This window comes from Ramlibacter agri, assembly GCF_012927085.1.
In the GTDB taxonomy this organism is placed as follows: Bacteria; Pseudomonadota; Gammaproteobacteria; order Burkholderiales; family Burkholderiaceae_C; genus Ramlibacter; species Ramlibacter agri.
Window position 1 is genome coordinate 510,606 of record NZ_JABBFX010000003.1, and the last position, 19,072, is coordinate 529,677.

Annotated in this window: 18 protein-coding genes; 9 read left to right on the forward strand and 9 right to left on the reverse strand. The window is 68.8% G+C overall.

The window, feature by feature from the left end:
• The first annotated feature begins 34 nt into the window (after window positions 1-34).
• The 3 genes from HHL11_RS26910 (at window position 35) to HHL11_RS26920 (ending at window position 3,383) form a co-directional block, all read left to right on the forward strand.
• Complete coding sequence (locus HHL11_RS26910; protein ID WP_169421688.1) at window positions 35-910, forward strand: transporter substrate-binding domain-containing protein; 876 nt, start codon at window positions 35-37, stop codon at window positions 908-910.
• Window positions 911-1,155: 245 nt separating this feature from the next.
• Window positions 1,156-2,928 (forward strand): peptidase dimerization domain-containing protein, encoded by a 1,773-nt coding sequence (locus HHL11_RS26915; RefSeq protein WP_169421689.1) that lies wholly within the window; start codon window positions 1,156-1,158, stop codon window positions 2,926-2,928.
• 17 nt (window positions 2,929-2,945) lie between these two features.
• A complete protein-coding gene (locus HHL11_RS26920) occupies window positions 2,946-3,383 on the forward strand; it encodes a zinc-binding metallopeptidase family protein (RefSeq protein WP_169421690.1) in 438 nt (145 codons plus the stop codon).
• Window positions 3,384-3,433: 50 nt separating this feature from the next.
• On the opposite strand, the gene HHL11_RS26925 is transcribed toward HHL11_RS26920, so the two are convergent.
• Complete coding sequence (locus HHL11_RS26925; RefSeq protein WP_169421691.1) at window positions 3,434-4,321, reverse strand: amino acid ABC transporter substrate-binding protein; 888 nt, start codon at window positions 4,319-4,321, stop codon at window positions 3,434-3,436.
• Between the two features lie 193 nt (window positions 4,322-4,514).
• On the opposite strand from HHL11_RS26925, the gene HHL11_RS26930 reads away from it, so the two are divergent.
• The 3 genes from HHL11_RS26930 to HHL11_RS26940 are packed head-to-tail and all read left to right on the forward strand — an operon-like array spanning window position 4,515 to window position 8,561.
• Window positions 4,515-5,405: a transporter substrate-binding domain-containing protein gene (locus tag HHL11_RS26930; protein ID WP_169421692.1), complete on the forward strand. Its 891-nt coding sequence runs from the start codon at window positions 4,515-4,517 to the stop codon at window positions 5,403-5,405.
• A 47-nt stretch (window positions 5,406-5,452) separates the two neighbouring features.
• A complete protein-coding gene (locus tag HHL11_RS26935) occupies window positions 5,453-7,198 on the forward strand; it encodes an ATP-binding protein (protein WP_169421693.1) in 1,746 nt (581 codons plus the stop codon).
• Entirely contained in the window at window positions 7,185-8,561 is a 1,377-nt protein-coding gene (locus HHL11_RS26940; RefSeq protein ID WP_205964663.1) for a sigma-54-dependent transcriptional regulator, read from the forward strand. The genes HHL11_RS26935 and HHL11_RS26940 overlap by 14 nt, the downstream gene beginning before the upstream one ends.
• Before the next feature lie 7 nt (window positions 8,562-8,568).
• Here HHL11_RS26940 and HHL11_RS26945 read toward each other — a convergent pair whose 3' ends face one another.
• The 4 genes from HHL11_RS26945 to HHL11_RS26960 are packed head-to-tail and all read right to left on the reverse strand — an operon-like array spanning window position 8,569 to window position 12,647.
• Window positions 8,569-9,411, reverse strand: a complete 843-nt coding sequence (locus HHL11_RS26945) for an HpcH/HpaI aldolase/citrate lyase family protein (protein ID WP_169421694.1) — start codon at window positions 9,409-9,411, stop codon at window positions 8,569-8,571.
• Between the two features lies 1 nt (window position 9,412).
• Entirely contained in the window at window positions 9,413-10,594 is a 1,182-nt protein-coding gene (locus tag HHL11_RS26950) for a CaiB/BaiF CoA transferase family protein (RefSeq protein ID WP_169421695.1), read from the reverse strand.
• Window positions 10,594-11,757, reverse strand: coding sequence for an acyl-CoA dehydrogenase family protein (locus HHL11_RS26955; protein ID WP_169421696.1), 1,164 nt, complete (start codon window positions 11,755-11,757; stop codon window positions 10,594-10,596). Before HHL11_RS26955 ends, HHL11_RS26950 begins: the two co-directional genes overlap by 1 nt.
• An 8-nt stretch (window positions 11,758-11,765) precedes the next feature.
• Window positions 11,766-12,647, reverse strand: coding sequence for an HTD2 family dehydratase (locus HHL11_RS26960; RefSeq protein ID WP_169421697.1), 882 nt, complete (start codon window positions 12,645-12,647; stop codon window positions 11,766-11,768).
• An 89-nt stretch (window positions 12,648-12,736) separates the two neighbouring features.
• On the opposite strand from HHL11_RS26960, the gene HHL11_RS26965 reads away from it, so the two are divergent.
• Window positions 12,737-13,630: a LysR family transcriptional regulator gene (locus HHL11_RS26965; RefSeq protein WP_169421698.1), complete on the forward strand. Its 894-nt coding sequence runs from the start codon at window positions 12,737-12,739 to the stop codon at window positions 13,628-13,630.
• On the opposite strand, the gene HHL11_RS26970 is transcribed toward HHL11_RS26965, so the two are convergent.
• From HHL11_RS26970 to HHL11_RS26980, 3 genes are read right to left on the reverse strand one after another with little or no spacing between them, the layout of a single operon-like run.
• Entirely contained in the window at window positions 13,627-14,379 is a 753-nt protein-coding gene (locus HHL11_RS26970; protein ID WP_169421699.1) for a class II aldolase/adducin family protein, read from the reverse strand. The genes HHL11_RS26965 and HHL11_RS26970 overlap by 4 nt on opposite strands.
• A complete protein-coding gene (locus tag HHL11_RS26975; protein WP_169421700.1) occupies window positions 14,376-15,260 on the reverse strand; it encodes an NAD(P)-dependent oxidoreductase in 885 nt (294 codons plus the stop codon). Before HHL11_RS26975 ends, HHL11_RS26970 begins: the two co-directional genes overlap by 4 nt.
• Window positions 15,257-15,637 (reverse strand): carboxymuconolactone decarboxylase family protein, encoded by a 381-nt coding sequence (locus HHL11_RS26980; protein ID WP_169421701.1) that lies wholly within the window; start codon window positions 15,635-15,637, stop codon window positions 15,257-15,259. Before HHL11_RS26980 ends, HHL11_RS26975 begins: the two co-directional genes overlap by 4 nt.
• A gap of 181 nt (window positions 15,638-15,818) precedes the next feature.
• On the opposite strand from HHL11_RS26980, the gene HHL11_RS26985 reads away from it, so the two are divergent.
• Together HHL11_RS26985 and HHL11_RS26990 are read left to right on the forward strand one after the other, a co-directional pair.
• Entirely contained in the window at window positions 15,819-16,625 is an 807-nt protein-coding gene (locus HHL11_RS26985) for an IclR family transcriptional regulator domain-containing protein (RefSeq protein ID WP_169421702.1), read from the forward strand.
• Window positions 16,626-16,642: 17 nt separating this feature from the next.
• Window positions 16,643-17,560: an SMP-30/gluconolactonase/LRE family protein gene (locus tag HHL11_RS26990; RefSeq protein ID WP_169421703.1), complete on the forward strand. Its 918-nt coding sequence runs from the start codon at window positions 16,643-16,645 to the stop codon at window positions 17,558-17,560.
• A gap of 42 nt (window positions 17,561-17,602) precedes the next feature.
• Here HHL11_RS26990 and HHL11_RS26995 read toward each other — a convergent pair whose 3' ends face one another.
• Complete coding sequence (locus tag HHL11_RS26995) at window positions 17,603-18,928, reverse strand: MFS transporter (RefSeq protein ID WP_342593288.1); 1,326 nt, start codon at window positions 18,926-18,928, stop codon at window positions 17,603-17,605.
• Window positions 18,929-19,072 lie beyond the last annotated feature (144 nt).

Consider the following 19,072-nt stretch of genomic DNA (forward strand, 5'->3'; position numbering starts at 1 on the left):
GCCTTGGCATGCCGCGTGCTGGCACAGGGAGCCCATGCTGCCCGCCTTCGTTTCCGTCTTCCTGCTGCTGGGTGCGGGTGCTGCCGCCGCGCAACCTGTCGATACGCTGAAACGCATCGCCGAGACCGGGACCATCAACCTCGGCCACCGGGAAGCGGCGCTGCCCTTCTCCTATTACGCCGGGCAGCGGCAGGTGGCCGGCTACTCGCACGAGCTGATGCTGCGGCTGCGCGATGCCATCCAGGCCGCGCTGGCGCTGCCGGCGCTGACGGTGCGGCTGGTGCCGGTGACGCCGCAGAACCAGGTGACGCTGGTGCAGAACGGCTCGGTCGACCTCGAATGCGCGGCGACGCCGCACGACCGCGAGCGGGCGCGCCAGCTGGCTTTCTCCATCTCGATCTTCCGGGCCGACACGCGGCTGCTGGCCGCGCGGGACTCGGGCATCCGCGACTTCCCGGACCTCGCCGGCAAGCGCGTCGCCATCGCCGGCGCGAATGCGCCGGAGCAACTGCTGCGCGAGCGCATCGGCCGCAAGCCGCGGATCGTCGCCGCCCGCGACCCGCGCGAATCCTTCGCCCTGCTGGAAGCCGGGCGCGTGGATGCGGTCGTGATGGAGGACGCCGCGCTGTACGCCGAGCGCGCCAGGTCGCGCGAGCCGGAGCGCTGGGTGGTCGTCGGCACCCCGCTCGCCGCCAGGGTGTACGCCTGCACGATGCGCCAGGGCGAGCCGGAGTTGAAGCGCATCGTCGATGCGGCGCTGGCGCGGATGATGGAGTCCGGCGAGATCCTGCGCATCCACGCGAAGTGGTTCGAGCAGCCGATCCCGCCGGTGGGCCTGAACCTGCGCTGGCCCGCGTCGCCGGACCTCGTCGACCTCTATCGCCATCCCGACGACCACCCGCTCGATTGAACGGGCGAGGCGACGGAAAGCCGGTCCTCCGCTCGCCACCGTGACGGCTTTCCGTTTGCGCCCTGGCCTGTTCGCGGCTGGTTTCCTGCTACTCGCGGCCACTTCTGCAGCGCTTCGTATTACTTCCTGCCTTGGCATGCCCGTTGCAAAAGCGCCTTGTCATCGCGGTGCAAGAGCGCATGGCCGAAGCACGGGGCGAGCACCCATCGCCGCCTCGCGGAGTAGCGAACTCAAAGGACGAAAGCATGGACAAACTGAAGAAAGTACGACTGCTGGTCATGGCGACCGCCGTCGCCCTGTCGGCCTGCGGCGGCGGCGACGACGCCCCCGCGCCCGTGGCGCCGCCGCCCTCCGGAGGCGGGGACACGACGCCCCCGCCCCCGCCTCCGCCGGCGCCGCCGCCGGTGTCCGCGGACACGCCGACGATTCCCGCCGAAGTGGTGAGTGCCGCGGCCAAGATCGCCGCGGACCCGCAGGTGAAGGCGCTGCTGGACGAACAGAGCACGCCGGCGGCGGCGCTCTCGCGCTGGCACCAGTTCCTGGAGCTGGTCCACATCGCCTCGCCCTCGCGCTTCGAGTACCGCATGGCCGGCGACATCCATCGCCGCCTGGTCGACGAGCTGGGCTTCTCGCCGACCGAGGTGAAGACCCGCGCCGACGGCATCATGTTCGGCACCGACGTCAACGTCGTCGACGGCTCCGCGGTCTACAACGCCTGCGTCGAGATCAAGGGCTCCTATTCGAGCACGGCCGGCGCGCAGCACTACAAGGGCGAGTTCCCGAAGGTGCTGCTCGAAGGGCACATCGACGTCGTGAACCCCGAGACGCTGCCGCCGGCGGCCGACCCGTACAACCGCATGAAGCTGCAGCCTTATGCGCAGGCCATCGTGGAAACGCCGGCGCAGCTGGCGGCCATCCCGGACGAACTGCACTTCGACGCCAGCGGCCGCATCCTGCAGGACGCCAACTACACCACGGCCAGCAAGTGGTTCGCCAACGCGACCGCCGCGCAGGCTGGCGGCGGCGTGCGCATCTACGTGCCGGGTTATGGCGACATGATCAGCAGCACGTCGAACGCCTTCGTGCTGGCGGCCGCGATGAAGAAGCACAAGATCAAGCCGGTCTACGACGTCTGGATCTGCGGCACCGCGGGCGAGGAGGGCAAGGGCAACCTGGCCGGCATGAAGCAGCTGTTCGGCTTCGAGCAGGACCTGGGCACCGGCTCCAACCCGCTGAACTTCGTCACCAGCATGGGCCTGGAAGGCGGCGGCGCCGTCAACTTCCTGGGCAGCTACCGCTACGAGATGAAGTTCAAGGCACCCACGACGCCCGGCCAGCCGAGCGCGGTGGAAGCCATGGCCGCCGTCATCGCGAAGATCGCCGACCTGAAGACGCCGTCGGAACTGCGCGCCGATGCGCCGCGCACCACCTACACCGTGGGCCGCGCGAGCTGCGAAGCCCCGGTGGGCGGGATCGTTCCGAGCTGCTCGATCGAAGTGGACATGCGCTCGCCGCGCACGGAAACGCTGAACGAGATGCGTGACAAGATCGTGCCGACCTTCCAGGGTGGCGTGACCGCGGAGAACGGCCGCTGGAGCGTGACCGACGGCACGGCCCAGGCCGTGACCATGGAACAGGTCTGGTACGGCCTGCGCCCGGCCTTCGTGCTGGAAGACGCCAACAACCCGGCCATCTATGCCGGCCTGCAATCGGGCATCGCCACCGGCGCCGAGAACCGCACCAAGGTCTCGACCGGCTCCAGCAGCCTGAACGACAACGTGCCGGCGAACACCGGCGTGCCGACCTACAACTTCAGCCTGGCTTCCACGGCCAGCGGGGGCGGCGGCCACGCGTTCTGGGAGTGGGGCACCCGCGGCGACCCGGCCGCCGAAGTGCAGCGCATGCACCGCGTGCTGACCGCCGTGCTGATCGCCTCCGGCTTCCACGCCGCCGACGGCAGCATCGTCGCGCCCGCGGCCGGCCCGATGGGCAAGCGCACCCGCGAAGTCAACCGCTAAGCAAAGGAGTCCGATTCATGAAGAAGACCATTGGATGGTTGGCGTGCTGCGCCGGCCTGGCCCTGGCCAGCCTCCCGGCATTCGCGCAGCAGACCGGCACGCTGCTCGTCGAGTTCCAGGGCCCCGGCGGCCACAGCAGCAACAACTACGGCCGCACCAGCGCGCTCCACGCCGCGGGTCGCGCAGCGATCCTGCTGCAGACCGGCATGCCGGCCGGCAGCTACGTGATCACCAACCTGACCGGCGGCAACTCGGTGAACAGCATCGCCTCGGACGGCCTCATCGAGGTGCAGCTGACGGCGGCGGATGCCACCGCCTATGCCGCGCTGGTCACCAAAGTGACCAGCGCCGCCAAGGGCGGGGCGGACGCCGAGAACGCCTTCCGCAACGTCAAGGCGGGTGACCTGACGGCGGGTGCGCCGGCGAACATCCGCTACACCGTCACCCCGAAGTGAACGAAAAAAGGCGCGGCGAAGGCCGCGCCTTTTTCATTGGCAGTGCCGGCTTACTTGTTGAAGTCTTCCGCCGGCGCGTCCGACGGTGTCTTCAGCAGGCCCGCCAGGACGGTGCCCATCTTCAGGTTGACGCTGGTGTCCTTGGGCGGGATCGGCTGCAGGAACCACTTGTCGTACAGCGCCGTGAGTTCGCCGCTCTTGATGGCGCCGCGGATGTAATCGTCCACCGCCTTCTTGAATTTGGCGTCGTCCTTGCGGATCATGATCGCGATCGGCTCAACGTTCAGCGTCTCGCCGACGATCGCATAGCCCTTCGGCTCCTTGGAGCCGGCGATCAGGCCGGCCAGGATGTTGTCGTCCATCACGAAGGCGTCGGCGCGGCCGGATTCGAGCAGCAGGAAGCTGTCGGCGTGGTCCTTGCCGTAGACCTCGGTGAAGTTGACGCCCTGGGCGCGCTTGTTCTTGCGCAGCAGCGCCACCGAGGTGGTGCCGGTGGTGGTGGCCACGGTCTTGCCGTTCAAGTCGGCGACCGACTTGACGGCGGAACTGGCCTTGACGGCGGTGCGGACCTCGGTCACGTAGGTCGTCAGCGCGAAGGCCACTTCCTTCTGGCGGGCGACGTTGTTGGTCGTCGAGCCGCACTCGATGTCCACCGTGCCGTTCTGCACCAGCGGCATGCGGTTGGCGGAGGTGACCGGCGCGTATTCGACCGGCACGCCCGGCAGCAGCGCCTTCAGGATGCGCTGGCACAGCTCCACGTGGTAGCCGGTGAACTGGTTGTTGCCCACCGTGTACGACAGCGGCGCCGACGATTCGCGCACGCCCATGACGACCTTGCCGGCGGCATGCGCCTTGGCCAGCGTGTCGTTCGCCTGGGCGAACACGCCGGTGGCGGCCAGCGCCAGGCCGGCGCAAGCGATCGATTTCTTCAGCTTCATCTGCGGTTTCCTTTCCATGTCTCGAAACGAGCGCAGCCGCAGGTGCAACTTGCATGCCACGCGCCCGCGCGGCGCTTCCGGTGCGGATTTCCGCCCTCGCGCGCAGGGAAAACCGTTCAAGCGGCCGCCGTCAATCCGGAAAACCGTCCTCGTGTTGGCATGCTAATGGCATGCAAAATGCTCGGCGACCGCAATGAAAAAACTGGCTCTTCTCGTCGGCGGCGCCCTGGCACTCGCGTGTGCCTGCCCAGGCGCGCAGCCGGTCGACACGATCAGGCGGATCTCGGAAGCCGGCACCATCAACCTCGGCCACCGCGAATCCTCCGTCCCCTTCTCCTACTACGACGCCAAGCGGCACGTCGTCGGCTTCTCGCACGAGCTGATGCTCAAGGTGGCCGAGGCGATCCGCGTCGAGCTGCACCTGGCCAGCCTCACCGTCAAGCTCGTGCCCGTCACCGCGCAGAACCGGCTGGCGCTGGTCCAGAACGGCAACGTCGACCTCGAATGCGGGTCGACCACGCACAACCGGGAGCGGGCGCGGCACGTGGCCTTCTCGGTGTCCTTCTTCCGGATCGGCACCCGCCTGATGACGGCGCGCGACTCCGGCATCCGCGACTTCCCCGACCTGGCGGGCCGCCGCGTCGTCGTCACCGCGGCCACCACTTCGGAGCGCTTGCTGCGCCTCTACAACGAAGGCACGGGCCGCAAGTTCACGATCCTGGTCGCCAAGGACCATGGCGAATCCTTCGCGCTGCTGGAAGCGGGCCGGGCGGAAGCCTTCATGATGGACGACGCGCTGCTGTATGGCGAGCGGGCCAAGGCGGTGAACCCGGAGCGCTGGGTGATCGTCGGCTCGCCCATGTCGTCCGAGGTGTACGGCTGCATGATGCGCCGCGGCGACCACGAGCTGAAGCGCATCGTCGACAAGGCGCTGGCCGACCTGATGCGCGGTGGCGAGGCGATGCGCCTGTACGCGAAGTGGTTCGAGCGGCCCATCCCGCCGCGCGGCCTCAACCTCGACTGGCCGCCCTCGCGCGAGCTCGTCGAGCTGTACCGGGACCCCAACGACCTGCCCCTGGATTGACGGCCCCGCCTGGAATGCGTTCCCCCTCTCGCGATGTGAAGATCGGGATGGCGGCTTTTGCCATCGCCCTGCTGGTTGTCGCCAGCGCGGTGCTGGCTTTCCGGCATGGCGAGCAGCGCGGCATCCACCAGCTGAAAGTCGACGCCAACCACCGGCTCGACCTGTTTGCCGCGGCCGTGCAGGGCGTCGTGAAGTCGCTGGAGAACGTGCCGGCGACGATCCAGCTGCATCCGGCGATCCTGGCCCTGCTGCGCGAGCCCGCCACGCCGCAGCGCACGGCCGCCGCCAACGCTTACCTGCGCCGCTTGAACGCGCACGTGGGGAGCCTCGCCGCCTTCACGCTGGACGACCGCGGCGTCGTGGTGGCTTCCAGCAACGAGACGCACCCGGACGACAGCCGCCTCGGCACCGACGTCTCGTTCCGGCCCTACTTCCTGGAAGCGCTGTCGGGCCGGGTCGGACGCCATTTCGCCATCGGCGTCGATGGCCGCCGTCCCGGCTACTTCGTGTCCTATCCGATCCGGGATGGCTCGGTCATCGTGGGCGTCGCGGCGATCAAGATCAGCCTGCAGCCGATCCACCAGACCTGGGACATGGTGGGTTCGCCGGCCCTGATCGCGGACGTGAACCGCGTCGTCATCGATTCCAGCAACCCCGGCTGGCGCTACCGCTCTCTGATGCCGCTGACGGTGGACCAGCGGGTGGACCACCAGTTGACGCGGGTCTATGCCGACATGGCGATCCGCCAGTTCCCGCTGGTGGCCGAACTCGACCCGCAACAGGACACGCAGCCCGTGGCCGGCCAGCTGGTGCTGAGTCGTCCCCTGGACGGCATGGATTGGCACGTGATGCTGTTCCTGGACCTCAAGGGCGTGCGCCGGCAGGCGCTGCTGCAGGCGGCGCTGGTGGCAGGCTTCCTCGTGCTCTTCGCGCTGGTGCTGGCGCAGGCGCGGCGCATCAGCCGCCAGCGCAGCGACGTGCGCCGCATGCTGGAAAACGCCAACGCGGAACTGGAGACCAAGGTGGAGGCGCGCACGCAGTCCTTGCGGGCTACGCAAAGCGAACTGGTGCAGGCCGCCAAGATGGCCGTGCTGGGGCAGCTGGCCGCGGGCATCACCCACGAACTGGCGCAGCCGCTGGGCGCGTTGCAGACCTTCGCCGGCAACGCGGAGGAATTCATGCGCCGCGGCGAGACGGAGCAGGTGGCCGGCAACCTGCAGATCATGGCGCGGCTGGCGGACCAGATGGGCAACATCATCCATCCGCTGAAGACCTTCGCGCGCAAGTCCGACGCCGTCTGCGAGTCCACCGACATCGGCCAGACGCTCTCCAACGCCCTGTTCCTGTACGGGATGCGCCTGCGCAAGATGGGCGCGCGGCTGGTCAACGACTGCGCGCCCGGCACGGTGTACGCCTGGTGCGAGGCCAACCGGCTGGAACAGGTGCTGATCAACCTGATCGGCAATGCGCTCGATGCGATGGCCGGCGTGGCCGCGCCCTGCCTGGAACTGCGGGTCTCCCGCGTCGAGGACGGCGAGGCGGGCGGGGCGTGGACCTGCATCGACGTCTGCGACAACGGCACGGGCATCGCGCCCGGCATTCGCGAGCAGCTCTTCGAGCCCTTCTTCACGACGAAGGCCCAGGGCGCTGGGCTGGGCCTGGGCCTGGCCATCTCGCGCGACATCGTGAGCGACTTCGGTGGCGACATCGTGGTGCTCGAACACGCATGCGGAGGCACCTGCTTCCGCGTGCGCATCCCATCGGAACAGCTGCTTGAACATGCGCATCACTGAACTCTCCGTCCTCGTCGTCGAGGACGATCCCCACATGCGCCTCGGCTGCGTCCAGGCGATCCAGCTGGCCGGCATCCAGGTGCAGGCGGTCGATTCGGCCGAGGCCGCGATCGCCGCGCTGCACCCCGGCTTCCCGGGCGTCGTGGTGACCGACATGCGCCTGCCCGGCAAGGACGGCCTCGAGTTGATCCGCTGGTGCCGCACGCACGACGCGGACCTGCCGGTCGTGATGATCACCGGCCACGGCGACGTCGGCCTGGCGGTGGAAGCGATGCGCAGCGGCGCCTACGACTTCATCCCCAAGCCCTTCTCGCGCGAAGCGCTGGTGGAAGTGGTGCGACGCGCGCTGGAAAAGCGCTCGCTGACCCTGGAAGTCGAGAAGCTGCGCCGCACGCTGGCCAGCCGCGCCAGCCTGGAGAGCCAGCTGGTCGGCGTCTCGCCGCAGATCCAGCGGGTGCGCGCGCTGCTGGCCGACATCGCCGATTCGCCGGTGGACGTGCTGGTGCATGGCGAGACCGGGACCGGCAAGGAAGTGGTGGCGCAGGCGCTGCACACGCATTCGAAACGCCACAACGCGCCCTTCGTCGCTCTGAATTGCGGCGGCATGCCCGACAACCTCCTGGACAGCGAACTGTTCGGCCACGAGCCGGGCGCCTTCACCGGCGCGCAGAAGCGGCGCATCGGCCGCATCGAGCATGCCGACAAGGGCACGCTGTTCCTCGACGAACTCGAGACCATGCCGATGGCGATGCAGATCAAGCTGCTGCGCGTGCTGCAGGAGCGGCGGGTGCAGCGGCTCGGCTCCAACGAGCAGACCGAGGTGGACGTGCGCATCGTCGCCGCCACCAAGGAAAACCTGCTGCTGCACGCGAAGGGCGGCCACTTCCGCCTGGACCTCTATTACCGCCTGAACATCGCGGCCATCGAGCTGCCGCCCTTGCGCGAGCGGCGTGAGGACATCCCCTTGCTGATGGAGCACTTCATGCTGCTGGCGGCGAGCCGCTATGCGCGGCCGAACCCGGGCGTCACGCCGCACCAGCTGCGGCTGCTGCTGTCGCACGAGTGGCCGGGCAACGTGCGCGAGCTGCGGAATGTGGCGGATTGCCTGGTGCTGGGGATCCCCTGCGCGGTCGTTGAGACCACGGCTGCATCGCCAGCCGCGGACGATGCCCCGGCGCCGTCACTGCCGGAGATGGTGGAGCGCTACGAGCGCGAGCTGATCGTCGCCGAACTGGACAAGCACAAGGGCAACGTGGCGCACAGCGCGCGGGCCTTGCGGATTCCGAAGACGACCTTGGCGGACAAGGTGCGCAAGTACGGGCTGGCGCAGGCGCCCGCCGTCGAAGGCAGCCTGCTGGACTGAGGCCCGTTCAGCCGGCCCGCTGCAAGGTCTGCTGCGCCAGCCGGATCACGGGCAGGTCCACCATCTTGCCGTCCATGCTGAAGGCTTCGCCTTGCCGCGCTTGCGCGCCTTCGACGACGCGGCGGGCCCATTCGACATCGGCGGCCGAGGGCGAGAAGGCCTCGTTCACCGCGCGCACCTGCGCCGGGTGGATGCACAGCTTGGCGCCGAAGCCGAAGCCGCGGGCACGCTCGGTGTCGGCCTGCAGCCGCTCGGCGTCGCCGGTGGCGACGGTGACGCCATCGATCGGCGAGGGCAGGCCGGCGCGGCGCGACGCGGCCACCAGCGCGAAGCGCACCGACGTGAGCTCGGTCTCCGCGGGGCCGCAGCGCATGCCCAGGTCCAATTGAAAGTCGAGATGGCCGAAGGCGAGGCGGCACACTTGCGGCGTGCCTGCCAGCGAGTCCACCTCGTCCAGGCCGGCCAGCGATTCGACCAGGGGTACCAGCTTCGCGTCCGGTCCCAGTGCCATGCCGACGCTGCGCAGCGCCGAGGCGGATTCGGCCTTCGGCACCATCGCACCCGCCAGGCCCTGGCCCACGCAGCGCGCGAGCATGCGCAGGTCCTCTGCATGCCAGGACGTGCCGTCGGCGTTGATGCGAACCAGCGTGCGCGCCAGTTGCGCGCGGGTGAAGCCGGGCAGCCGCTGCGCCAGTTGCTCGCGGGCCTGCGCCTTCTGGTCCGGCGGCACCGCGTCTTCCAGGTCCAGGATGACGCAGTGGGCGCCGGACTCCAGCGCTTTCTCGAAACGCTCCGGCCGCGAGGCGGGCACGAACAGGAAGCTGGCGGCGCGGGCGACGGCCTGGCTCATGTCAGATCGCTCCCGCGGCACGCAGCGCCGCGATGTCCTGCTCGTTGCGTCCCAGCTCGCGCAGGATCGATTCGCTGTGCTGGCCCACCGCGGGTACCGGGTCCATGCGGTAGTCGAAGCTGTCGTTCGCGCCGGGCGGCAGCAGCGCCTGCAACGCACCGGCGGGGGACTGGATCGTGCGGAAGCGCTCGCGCGCCCGCAGCTGCGGGTGCTGCCACAAGTCGCCGACGGTGTTGACGTGCGCGTTCGCGATCTGCGCCTGTTCGAGCCGGGCGATCACTTCATCGGCGCTCAGCTTGCCGAAGGCTTCCAGGATCAGGCGCTTCAGCTCGGCGCGGTTTTCGCTACGCCTGGTGTTCGCGTCGAAGCGCGGGTCGGCGGCCAGCTGCGGCTGCAGCAGCACCTTGTCGCAGAAGGACTTCCACTCGCGCTCGTTCTGCAGGCCCAGCATCACCGTCTTGCCGTCGCCGGCCTCGAAGGGGCCGTAGGGATAGATGGTCGCGTGCGCGGCGCCGTTGCGCGTGGGCGCGCTCTGGCCTTCGTACGCGTAGTACATCGGGAAACCCATCCACTCGCCCAGCGCTTCCAGCATCGACAGGTCGATGTGCGAGCCGCGTCCCGTCCGCTGCCGCTGCAGCAGCGCGGCCAGCACGTTGCTGTACGCGTACATGCCGGCGGCGATGTCGGCGATGGAGTTGCCGGCCTTGCAGGGCTCGTCCGGCGTGCCGGTGATCGAAAGGAAACCGGCCTCGCTCTGCACCAGCAGGTCGTAGGCCTTCTTGTCGCGGTAGGGACCGTCGTTGCCGTAGCCCGAGATGTCGCAGACGACCAGCCGCGGATTCAGCGCGCTCAGTTCCTCGTAGCCCAGGCCCATGCGCGCGGCGGCGCCGGGCGCGAGGTTCTGCACCAGCACGTCCGCCGTCGCCAGCAACTCCTTCAAGGCCGCCAGCGCCGCCGGCTGCTTCAGGTCCAGGGCCAGGCTTTCCTTGGAGCGGTTGACCCAGACGAAGTGCGAGGCCAGGCCGTGCGTGCGCGTGTCGTAGTCGCGAGCGAAGTCACCACCGCCTGGGCGCTCGACCTTGATCACCCGCGCGCCGAGGTCGGCGAGCTGGCGGGTGCAGAAGGGCGCGGCGATCGCATGTTCCAGCGACACGACCATGATGCCGTCGAGAGGCCTGGCCATCAGAAACTCCGAGGCAGGCCGAGCACGTGCTCGGCGACATACGAGTAGATCAGGTTGGTCGAGATCGGCGCCACCTGGTACAGGCGCGTCTCGCGGAACTTGCGCTCGACGTCGTATTCATGGGCGAAGCCGAAGCCGCCGTGCGTCTGCAGGCACATGTCGGCCGCCTGCCAGGAGGCTTTGGCCGCCAGGTACTTGGCCATGTTGGCCTCGGCGCCGCAGGGCTGGTGCGCGTCGAACATGGAGCAGGCCTTGAAGCGCATCAGGTTGGCCGCCTCGGTCTCGATGTAGGCGTCGGCCAGCGGGAAGGCCACGCCCTGGTTCTGCCCGATGGGCCGGTTGAACACCACGCGCTCGCTGGCGTAGCGGCGCGCCTTGTCGACGAACCAGTAGGCATCGCCGATGCATTCGGCGGCGATCAAGGTGCGCTCGGCGTTCAGGCCGTCCAGGATGTACTTGAAGCCCTGGCCTTCGGTGCCGATCAGGTTCTCCGCCGGGATCTCCAGGTTGTCGAAGAACACTTCGTTGGTCTCGTGGTTGACCATGTTCTGGATCGGCCGCACCGTCATGCCCTTGCCGATGGCCTGGTGCAGGTCCACGATGAAGATGCTCATGCCTTCGCTCTTCTTCTTCACCTCCGCCAGCGGCGTGGTGCGGGCCAGCAGGATCATCAGGTCGGAGTGCTGGATGCGCGAGATCCAGACCTTCTGGCCGTTGACGACGTAGCGGTCGCCCTTCTTCACGGCGGTGGTCTTGAGCTGCGTCGTGTCGGTGCCCGTGGTGGGCTCGGTGACGGCCATCGTCTGCAGGCGCAGCTTGCCGCCGGCGATGCCGGGCAGGTACTGCTTCTTCTGCTCGGGCGAGCCATGGCGCAGCAAGGTGCCCATGTTGTACATCTGGCCGTGGCAGGAGCCGGCGTTGCCGCCGGCGAAGTTGATCTCCTCCATCACCACCGAGGCCTCGGCCAGGCCCAGGCCGGAGCCGCCGTATTCCTGCGGGATCATGGCGGCCAGCCAGCCGGCTTCGGTCAGCGCGTCGACGAAAGCCTCGGGGTAGCCGCGCTCGGTGTCGACCTTCTGCCAGTAGGCGGAGTCGAAGCGGCCGCACAGGTCGCGCAGGGCCTCGCGCATTTCCTGGTAGGGAAAGGGGATCTGGGTCTTCATGTTCTTGCTCACTGGAATCGGGCTTCGGCCTGCATGGCCAGGTGGCCGCTGGCGTCCTGCGTCCACAGGCGGGCGCTGTGGCCGTCGGCCTGCGGTGCGCTGCAGACCTGGAAGGGGTGGCCGTCGAAGATCGGGCTCATGGCCCGGAAGCTGAAGCTGGCGAGCCGCGCCTGCGGCTGCTTGCGCCGCACCAGGTCCAGCAGCAGGGTCGCCTGCAGCGGGCCGTGCACGACCAGGCCGGGATACTGCTCCACGTCCTGCGCATAAGTGCGGTCGTAGTGGATGCGGTGCGCGTTGAAGGTCAGCGCGGAGAAGCGGAACAGCAGCGCGGGGTCGGCGACCAGCTCGCGCGACCAGGTGGCGTCGGTCGGGGCTGCTTGCGGTGCCGGAGCGGGATCGCCGGGTCGTGCCGGCGCGCGATAGACGATGTCCTGCTCTTCACGGATCGCCAGTTCGCCGCCGCGCGAGATCTCGTGCCGCACCGTCACGAACACCAGGTCGCCACTACGCCCGGCCTTGTGCGCCAGCGACTGGATGGTCGAGACGCGCTGCATCCTGTCGCCCACGCGCAGCGGCGCGAGCCACTGGATGCGGCTGCCGGCCCACATGCGGCGGGGCAGGGGCACCGGCGGCAGGAAGCCGCCCAGGCGCGGGTGGCCATCGGCGCCCAGTTCGGACTGCGGGGCGTTCGGCAGGAAGTACAGCCAGTGCCAGATCGGGGGCAGTTCGCCGCCGGCGGCAGCGCCCGCGGCGAGGTCCAGCGTGGCGGACAGGCCGGCCACGGGGGCGGGGGTGACCTCGTCCTGGCGTTCCTCCGTCTTGCCCGTCCACGTGCGCAGGTGCTCCAGCACGTCCTGGGTGATGCGCATCTCTGCGTTGGCTTCGGTCATGGCGGGATGGTGCCCAAGGCAGCGCTCCTTCACAATGCGGAGATTCCAAAGGAAGCCTTCGGCCGATCCGAAGGCTCAGCCGGCGCAGCATGAACTTCGACCTTCGCGACCTGCGGCTCTACGTCGCGGTCGCCCAGAAATCCAACATCACCCACGCCGCGGAGGAGCAGCACCTGTCGCTGCCGGCGGCCAGCGGCCGCATCAAGGCGCTGGAGGAGCAGGCCGGCATGCCCTTGCTGTACCGGCAGGCGCGCGGCGTGCGGCTGACGCCCGCCGGCGAGGCCTTCCTGCACCACGCCCGCAACCTGCTGCGCCAGTCGGAGCAGTTGCGCAGCGAACTGCAGGAGTACGGGCGCGGCCTGCGCGGCCACGTGCGCATCCAGGCCAACACCACGGGCGTGACGGACATCCTGCCGGCCGTGCTGCCCCGCTTCCTGAAGGCGAACCCCAAGGTGAACGTGGAGCTGCAGGAGAAGCACAACCCGGAAATCGCCCTGGGCGTGCTGGATGGCTCGGCGGACCTGGGCATCGTCTCCACGCGCATCGAGACGCCCGGCCTGCGCTCCATCCACTTCAGCACCGACCGGCTGGTGCTGATCGTGCCGCGCGGGCACCGCTTCGCCCGGCGCAAGAGCATCGCCTTCGCCGACACGCTGGACGAGCCGCACGTGGGCATGCATGCGGCCAGCACCTTGCGGGCGCACCTGGCCGCGGTGACCGCTTCCATCGGCCGCACGCTGCACTTCCGGGTGGAGCTCTCCAGCTTCGACGCGGTCTGCCGCATGGTCGGTGCCGGCGTCGGGATCGGCGTGGTGCCGGAGATGAGCGCGGCCCACAACCTGGCCAGCATGCAGCTGGTGCAGCTGGAACTGACCGACGCCTGGCGCATGCGCGAGCGCTTCGTGGTGGTGCGCGAGGGCGAGACCTTGCCGGCCTACGCCCAGGCGCTGATCGACGCGCTGGTGGAGTTCTACGCTGGCTAGGTCTTGTAGGAGGGATCGCGCCGGTCGAGATATCGGCGCATCGCCGGCCACTCGAGGATGCCGTGCGGGCGCCGCACTTCCGGCCGGTACAGGTGCTCGGTCTTCTTCACGACTTCGTCGCGGGCGAAGTTGAGCTCGGTGTTGCAGGCCATGGCGTCGACCTGCGCCCGGCACGCCATCTCCAGCCAGTAGATCGTATTGAAGGCCTGCGGAATGTCGGCGCTGGCGACCAGCAGGCCGTGGTTGCGCAGCACCATCGCGTCGGCACGGCCCAGGTCCTGCACCAGCCGCTCGCGCTCGGCGAGGTCGATCGCCGGCCCTTCGAAGTCGTGGTACGGGATGCTGGCGAAGCGCATCGCGGTCTGCGTCAAGGGCAGCAGGCCGCACTTCAGCGCCGCCACCGCCATGCCCGCGCGCGAGTGCGTGTGGATCACGCAGTGCACGTCCTCCCGCGCCGCGTGCACCGCGCCGTGGATCACGTAGCCGGCCTGGTTCACCCCGTAGCCGGCGTTCGGGTTGAAGAGGATGTTGCCCGCGAGGTCGATGGTGACCAGCGACGAGGCGGTGATCTCCTCGTACATGAAGCCGTAGGGGTTGATGAGGAGCTTGCCCTGCTCGCCCGGGATGCTGCAGGTGATGTGGTTGTAGATCAGGTCGCTCATGCCGAAGAGGGGCATCAGGCGGTAGGCCGCCGCCAGGTCCACGCGCGCTTCCCATTCGGCAGCGGACACTTGTTCCTTCACGTTCACTTCCGCACTCCTTCTTTCAGGTACGCATGGATCGCGGTCTGGTCGGCGCCGCGTTGCAAGGCCGCTTCGGCGGCCGATGCGACCTGCAGCACGCTCTGCGAAATGCCGCTTGCGATGCCCATGGCTTGCACCAGGCCGGCGGCGGTGGCCAGGTCCTTGCGCATCAAGGCCAGCGCGAAGCCGAAGTCATAGCGGCCGGAAAGCATGCACTGCACCTTGGATTCCGTCGCCGTGTTGCGGGCCGAGGAGACGTTGAAGACGCCGTTCACCCGTGCCGGGTCGATTCCGAAGGCTTCCGCGGCGACGAGGGCTTCGCTCGCGGCGATCAGGCCGGCGGCCGAAACGAAGTTGTTCAGGGCCTTCACCGCGTGGCCGGCGCCGGTGGCACCGACCAATGTGATCGTCTTTCCCAGGTGTTCGAGCAGCGGCCGGGCGGTGGCCAGGTCCGCGTCGCTGCCGCCCACCATGATCGACAGCCCGCCGTCGTCGGCGCGCTGGATGCCGCCGGACACCGGCGCGTCCAGGAAGGAGATGCCCAGCGCCGCGAGCTTGCGGGCGTTCTCCTGCGAATGCCGCGGGTCGGAGGAACCCATGTCGACCAGCAGCGCGCCGGCCTTCATGTGCGAAGCGATCCCGTCGGCGCCCCAGAGCACGGCGTCGACCACGGCGCTGCTTGGCAGCATGAGCACGACGACGTCCGCATCCGTCACCGCCGGCGCGGCGCCGTCGGCGCGGCGAAAGCCTTCCAGCGTGGCCAGCGTCTGCGCCGGTGCGGCCGGGTCGTAGGCGGTGACGGCGAAGCCCGCGCGCAACAGGCGCCTGGCCATGGGCACGCCCATGTTGCCCAGGCCCAGCCAGCCGATGCGAGGCAGCGGGCTCATGCCTTCTCCAGTTCGGCGAAGGTTTCGCGCGCCACGCGGAAGGCGTCCATGCCGGCCGGCACGCCGCAGTAGACGGCGCATTGCAGCAGGACTTCCTGCACCTCGGTCCTGCCGAGGCCGTTGTTCAGGGCGCCCTGGATATGCAGCTTCAGCTGCTGCGGCCGGTTCAGCGCGGTGAGCATCGCGAGGTTGATCGCGCTGCGCGTGCGGCGGTCCAGGCCGGGGCGGTTCCAGATCTCGTTCCAGCAGTAGGCCGAGACCAGTTCCTCCAGCGGCCGCGAGAAGTCCGCCTCCGCGCCCATGGACTGCTGGACGTGGGCCAGGCCCAGCACTTCGGCCCGCGTGCGCAGGCCGGCATCGATTGCTTCTTGATCCATGCGGGCAGTCTAGGAAGCGATGTGGCAGTGTCCGGACGGAGCCGGCAGAAACATTTCAACCCACGAAAAAGTGCCGTGCGCCGCGGCGTTCCACGCCTTGGAAACTCTTTGCCATCGACGCGGCGGGAAGCCGCTGGCCCCTGCATACACTGCCGCGAAAGCAAACATGAGCGGTGAAGCAGTGAGCAGATCAGCGTGCCCGGCCCCCACGGGTCCGGGCACGCGCAGCGTCGACCGAACCTTGCAGGTGCTGCTGGGCCTCAGCAGCCGGGGCGAGTTCGGCTGGCGCTTGACCGACCTGGCCGACCACGTCGGCCTGGACCCGGGCACCTGCCATCGCATCCTCGCCTGCCTGGTCAGCGGCGGCTTCGCGCGCCGCTACCCGCGCGACGTCAAGTACTACCCCGGCCAGCGCCTGTTCGAGATGGGCGTGGGCCTGCCGCAATACTCTACGTTCCGGGACCGGGTGGAGCCGCGCCTGGAGCAGCTCGCGCTGGCGACGCGCTGCATCTGCAGCTTCAGCCTGAGAAGCGGGCACGAAGTGGTCTGCGTGTTCCAGAAGAAGGGCGGGGTGGAACTGGCCGCCATGATGGTCCGGGTGGGAACGCGCCGGCCGCTGATCGGCGCGGCCGGCGGGCTGGCCATCCTCAAGATGCTGGAGCAACAGGAAGTGCGACAGATCGTCGAGGCCAATCTCGCGCTCGAAGCGAGCGGCGGGCCGCGGCGCTTCAAGGCTTTCCAGCAGATGCAGGAGCGCAGCGCCGGCCAGCCCTATGCCTTGAGTGCCGGTGACATCGCGCCCGGCGTGCACGCCATGGCGCTGGGCGTCGAAGGCGTGGACGGCGAGGCCTTCGGCGCCATCACGGTCACGGGCAGCCCCGAGCGCATTTGCGCCGCGAGCGTGCCGGCGCTGCACGCGCGGGTCGCGGCGCTCGCCGAGGAGATCCGCGGCTACGCGCTGCAGTGCTTCCAGAAACAACACAGGTAGTTCATGAAGGAGATGGAATGAAGGTTCTTGCAGAGGGTCTGCGCTTTCCCGAGGGCCCGGTGGCTCTCAGCGACGGGTCCGTGTGTTTCGTGGAGATCGCGGCCGGCCGCGTGTCCCGGGTGACGAAGGACGGCGCCGTGCAGGTGGTGGCCGAAACCGGCGGCGGCCCGAACGGGCTCGCGGTCGGCCCCGATGGCGCGCTGTACGTGTGCAACAACGGCGGCTTCATCGTGCAGGACGTCGATGGCGAGTGCCACGTGGTCCATGGCGAACTGCCTCCGGACTACGAGACCGGCTCCATCCAGCGCATCGACATGGCGACCGGCGCGGTGCGCACGCTCTACACCCATTGCGGCGACGTGCCCCTGACGGCGCCGAACGACCTGGTGTTCGACGCGCACGGCGGCTTCTACTTCACCGACTTCGGCAAGATCCGCCATCGCCAGCGCGAGGTGGGCAGCATCTACTACGCGCTGCCCGATGGCAGCGGCATCGTCGAAGTGGCGCACCCGGTCGCCAACCCCAACGGCGTTGGCCTGGCGCCGGACCAGAAGACGCTGTACGTCAGCGAAACGGAAACCTCGCGCCTGTGGGCCTTTCCCATCGTGGAGCCGGGCCAGGTGGCGAAGGCGTCCTTTCCTTCGCCCAATGGCGGGCGGCTGGTGTGTGGCTTGCCGGGTTATCAGCGTTTCGACAGCCTGGCGGTGCAGGCGAACGGCAGCATCTGCGTCGCGACCCTGGTCACGGGCGCGATCACCGTGATCTCGCCCTCGGGCCAGGTGGAGCGCGTGGTGAAGATGCCGGAGCCGTATTCGACCAACATCTGTTTCGGCGGCCCGGATCGGAAGAAGGCCTACGTCACCTTGTCGTGGACCGGGCGCCTGATCGAGCTGGATTGGGAGGAGGCCGGGTTGGCCTTGAACTTCAACCTGTAAAGCGAAAAGGCGGGCCCGCGGGCCCGCCTTGCATCCTGTCGCTCAGGTCTTCGCGTGGGCGACGCCCACCGGCGCCCGTGAACTCGCCTCATGCCCTTCCGAAGGCCGCATGAAGTGCGCGCAGATCGCGGCCAGCACGCCGATCGCTCCCACGTAGTACGCAACCGGAGTCAGGTCCCCGTAGCGTGCCACCAGCGCCGTCGCCATGATCGGCGCGATGCCGCCGCCGATGGCAGCCCCGAACTGGATGCCGATCGACAGCCCCGAGTAGCGCAGGTGCGCGGGGAACTGGGCGCTGTAGAAGGCCGCCTGCGGCGCGTAGACCAGCGGATGCACGACGCCCAGCGCGAAGATCATCGCCAGGTCCAGGCGGAAGCTGTCGCGGCTTTCGATCAGCGTGATGAGTCCGGCAATGGACACCGCCAGCACGATGCCACCGACGCGGGCGACGTTGCGGCCGTCGACCTTGGAGCAGAGCCATCCGGTGATGACCATGCCGATCACCTGCGCCACCGCGCCCACCAGCAGGGCGTGGATGGTGTCGGCGCGCGAAAAGCCGATCTTGATCGCGTAGGCGATCAGGAAGACCGTGGCCGTGTAGTACAGCGTCACCTCGCCCAGCTTGTTGCCGATGGTGAGGGCGGTGATCTTCCAGTGCTCCCGCAGCAGCTCCAGCGAGGGCATGCGGCTGGTGCGGTGGCGCTGCTGCACCTCCAGGAATTCCGGCGTCTCGGGAATCGAGGAGCGGATGTAGTAGCCGCCGATGACCAGCAGCACGCTCGCCAGGAAGGGCAGGCGCCAGCCCCATTCCAGGAAGCTGCTTTCGGGCAATTGCGTCACCAGCGCGAAAGATCCCGCCGACATCACCAGTCCCATCGGCACCCCGGCCAGCGGCAGCGCGCCCAGCACGCCCTTCCACTTGGGCGGCGCATGTTCCACAGCCATCAGGATCGCGCCGCCGAACTCGCCGCCGAAGGCGATGCCCTGCACCATGCGCAGCAGCACGAGCAGCAGCGGCGCCCAGAAGCCGATGGCGGCATAGCTGGGAACGAGCCCCAGGCCCACGGTCGCGACACCCATCATGACGAGGCTCAGCGACAGCATGGTCTTGCGTCCCACGCGGTCGCCGTAGTGGCCGAAGACCAGGCCGCCCAGCGGGCGGGCCAGCAGGCCGGTCGCGAAGGTGGCGAACGAGGCGATGCTCGCCGTGGTCGCGTCGAGGTTCGAGAAAAACACCTTGCCGAATACCAGGGCCGATGCCGTGCCGTAAGCGAGGAAGTCGAATCCCTCGATGGCCGAGCCGACCACTGCCGCGACGCACACCCGCCAGAGGTCGGGCCGGGCGCGCGCTTCCATTCCTTGTGCCACTGTTGTCTCCTGTTCTATTGCGAAATCCATCCTATCGGCCGGGGCTGACGATGCGCCGAGCGAACGCGCACGCAATTTTCAACGGGTGACAAAAGCGTGGCCCCGGCCCGCCGGGAATCAGGAAGTTCACGCCTTGGAACAACG

Excerpts from the sequence above, each read along its gene's own strand:
- HHL11_RS26910 (WP_169421688.1), top strand. The coding sequence starts at position 35 with ATGCTGCCCGCCTTCGTTTCCGTCTTCCTGCTGCTGGGTGCGGGTGCT.
- HHL11_RS26915 (WP_169421689.1), top strand. The coding sequence starts at position 1,156 with ATGGACAAACTGAAGAAAGTACGACTGCTGGTCATGGCGACCGCCGTC.
- HHL11_RS26920 (WP_169421690.1), top strand. The coding sequence starts at position 2,946 with ATGAAGAAGACCATTGGATGGTTGGCGTGCTGCGCCGGCCTGGCCCTG.
- HHL11_RS26925 (WP_169421691.1), bottom strand. The coding sequence starts at position 4,321 with ATGAAGCTGAAGAAATCGATCGCTTGCGCCGGCCTGGCGCTGGCCGCC.
- HHL11_RS26930 (WP_169421692.1), top strand. The coding sequence starts at position 4,515 with ATGAAAAAACTGGCTCTTCTCGTCGGCGGCGCCCTGGCACTCGCGTGT.
- HHL11_RS26935 (WP_169421693.1), top strand. The coding sequence starts at position 5,453 with ATGGCGGCTTTTGCCATCGCCCTGCTGGTTGTCGCCAGCGCGGTGCTG.
- HHL11_RS26940 (WP_205964663.1), top strand. The coding sequence starts at position 7,185 with ATGCGCATCACTGAACTCTCCGTCCTCGTCGTCGAGGACGATCCCCAC.
- HHL11_RS26945 (WP_169421694.1), bottom strand. The coding sequence starts at position 9,411 with ATGAGCCAGGCCGTCGCCCGCGCCGCCAGCTTCCTGTTCGTGCCCGCC.
- HHL11_RS26950 (WP_169421695.1), bottom strand. The coding sequence starts at position 10,594 with ATGGCCAGGCCTCTCGACGGCATCATGGTCGTGTCGCTGGAACATGCG.
- HHL11_RS26955 (WP_169421696.1), bottom strand. The coding sequence starts at position 11,757 with ATGAAGACCCAGATCCCCTTTCCCTACCAGGAAATGCGCGAGGCCCTG.
- HHL11_RS26960 (WP_169421697.1), bottom strand. The coding sequence starts at position 12,647 with ATGACCGAAGCCAACGCAGAGATGCGCATCACCCAGGACGTGCTGGAG.
- HHL11_RS26965 (WP_169421698.1), top strand. The coding sequence starts at position 12,737 with ATGAACTTCGACCTTCGCGACCTGCGGCTCTACGTCGCGGTCGCCCAG.
- HHL11_RS26975 (WP_169421700.1), bottom strand. The coding sequence starts at position 15,260 with ATGAGCCCGCTGCCTCGCATCGGCTGGCTGGGCCTGGGCAACATGGGC.
- HHL11_RS26980 (WP_169421701.1), bottom strand. The coding sequence starts at position 15,637 with ATGGATCAAGAAGCAATCGATGCCGGCCTGCGCACGCGGGCCGAAGTG.
- HHL11_RS26990 (WP_169421703.1), top strand. The coding sequence starts at position 16,643 with ATGAAGGTTCTTGCAGAGGGTCTGCGCTTTCCCGAGGGCCCGGTGGCT.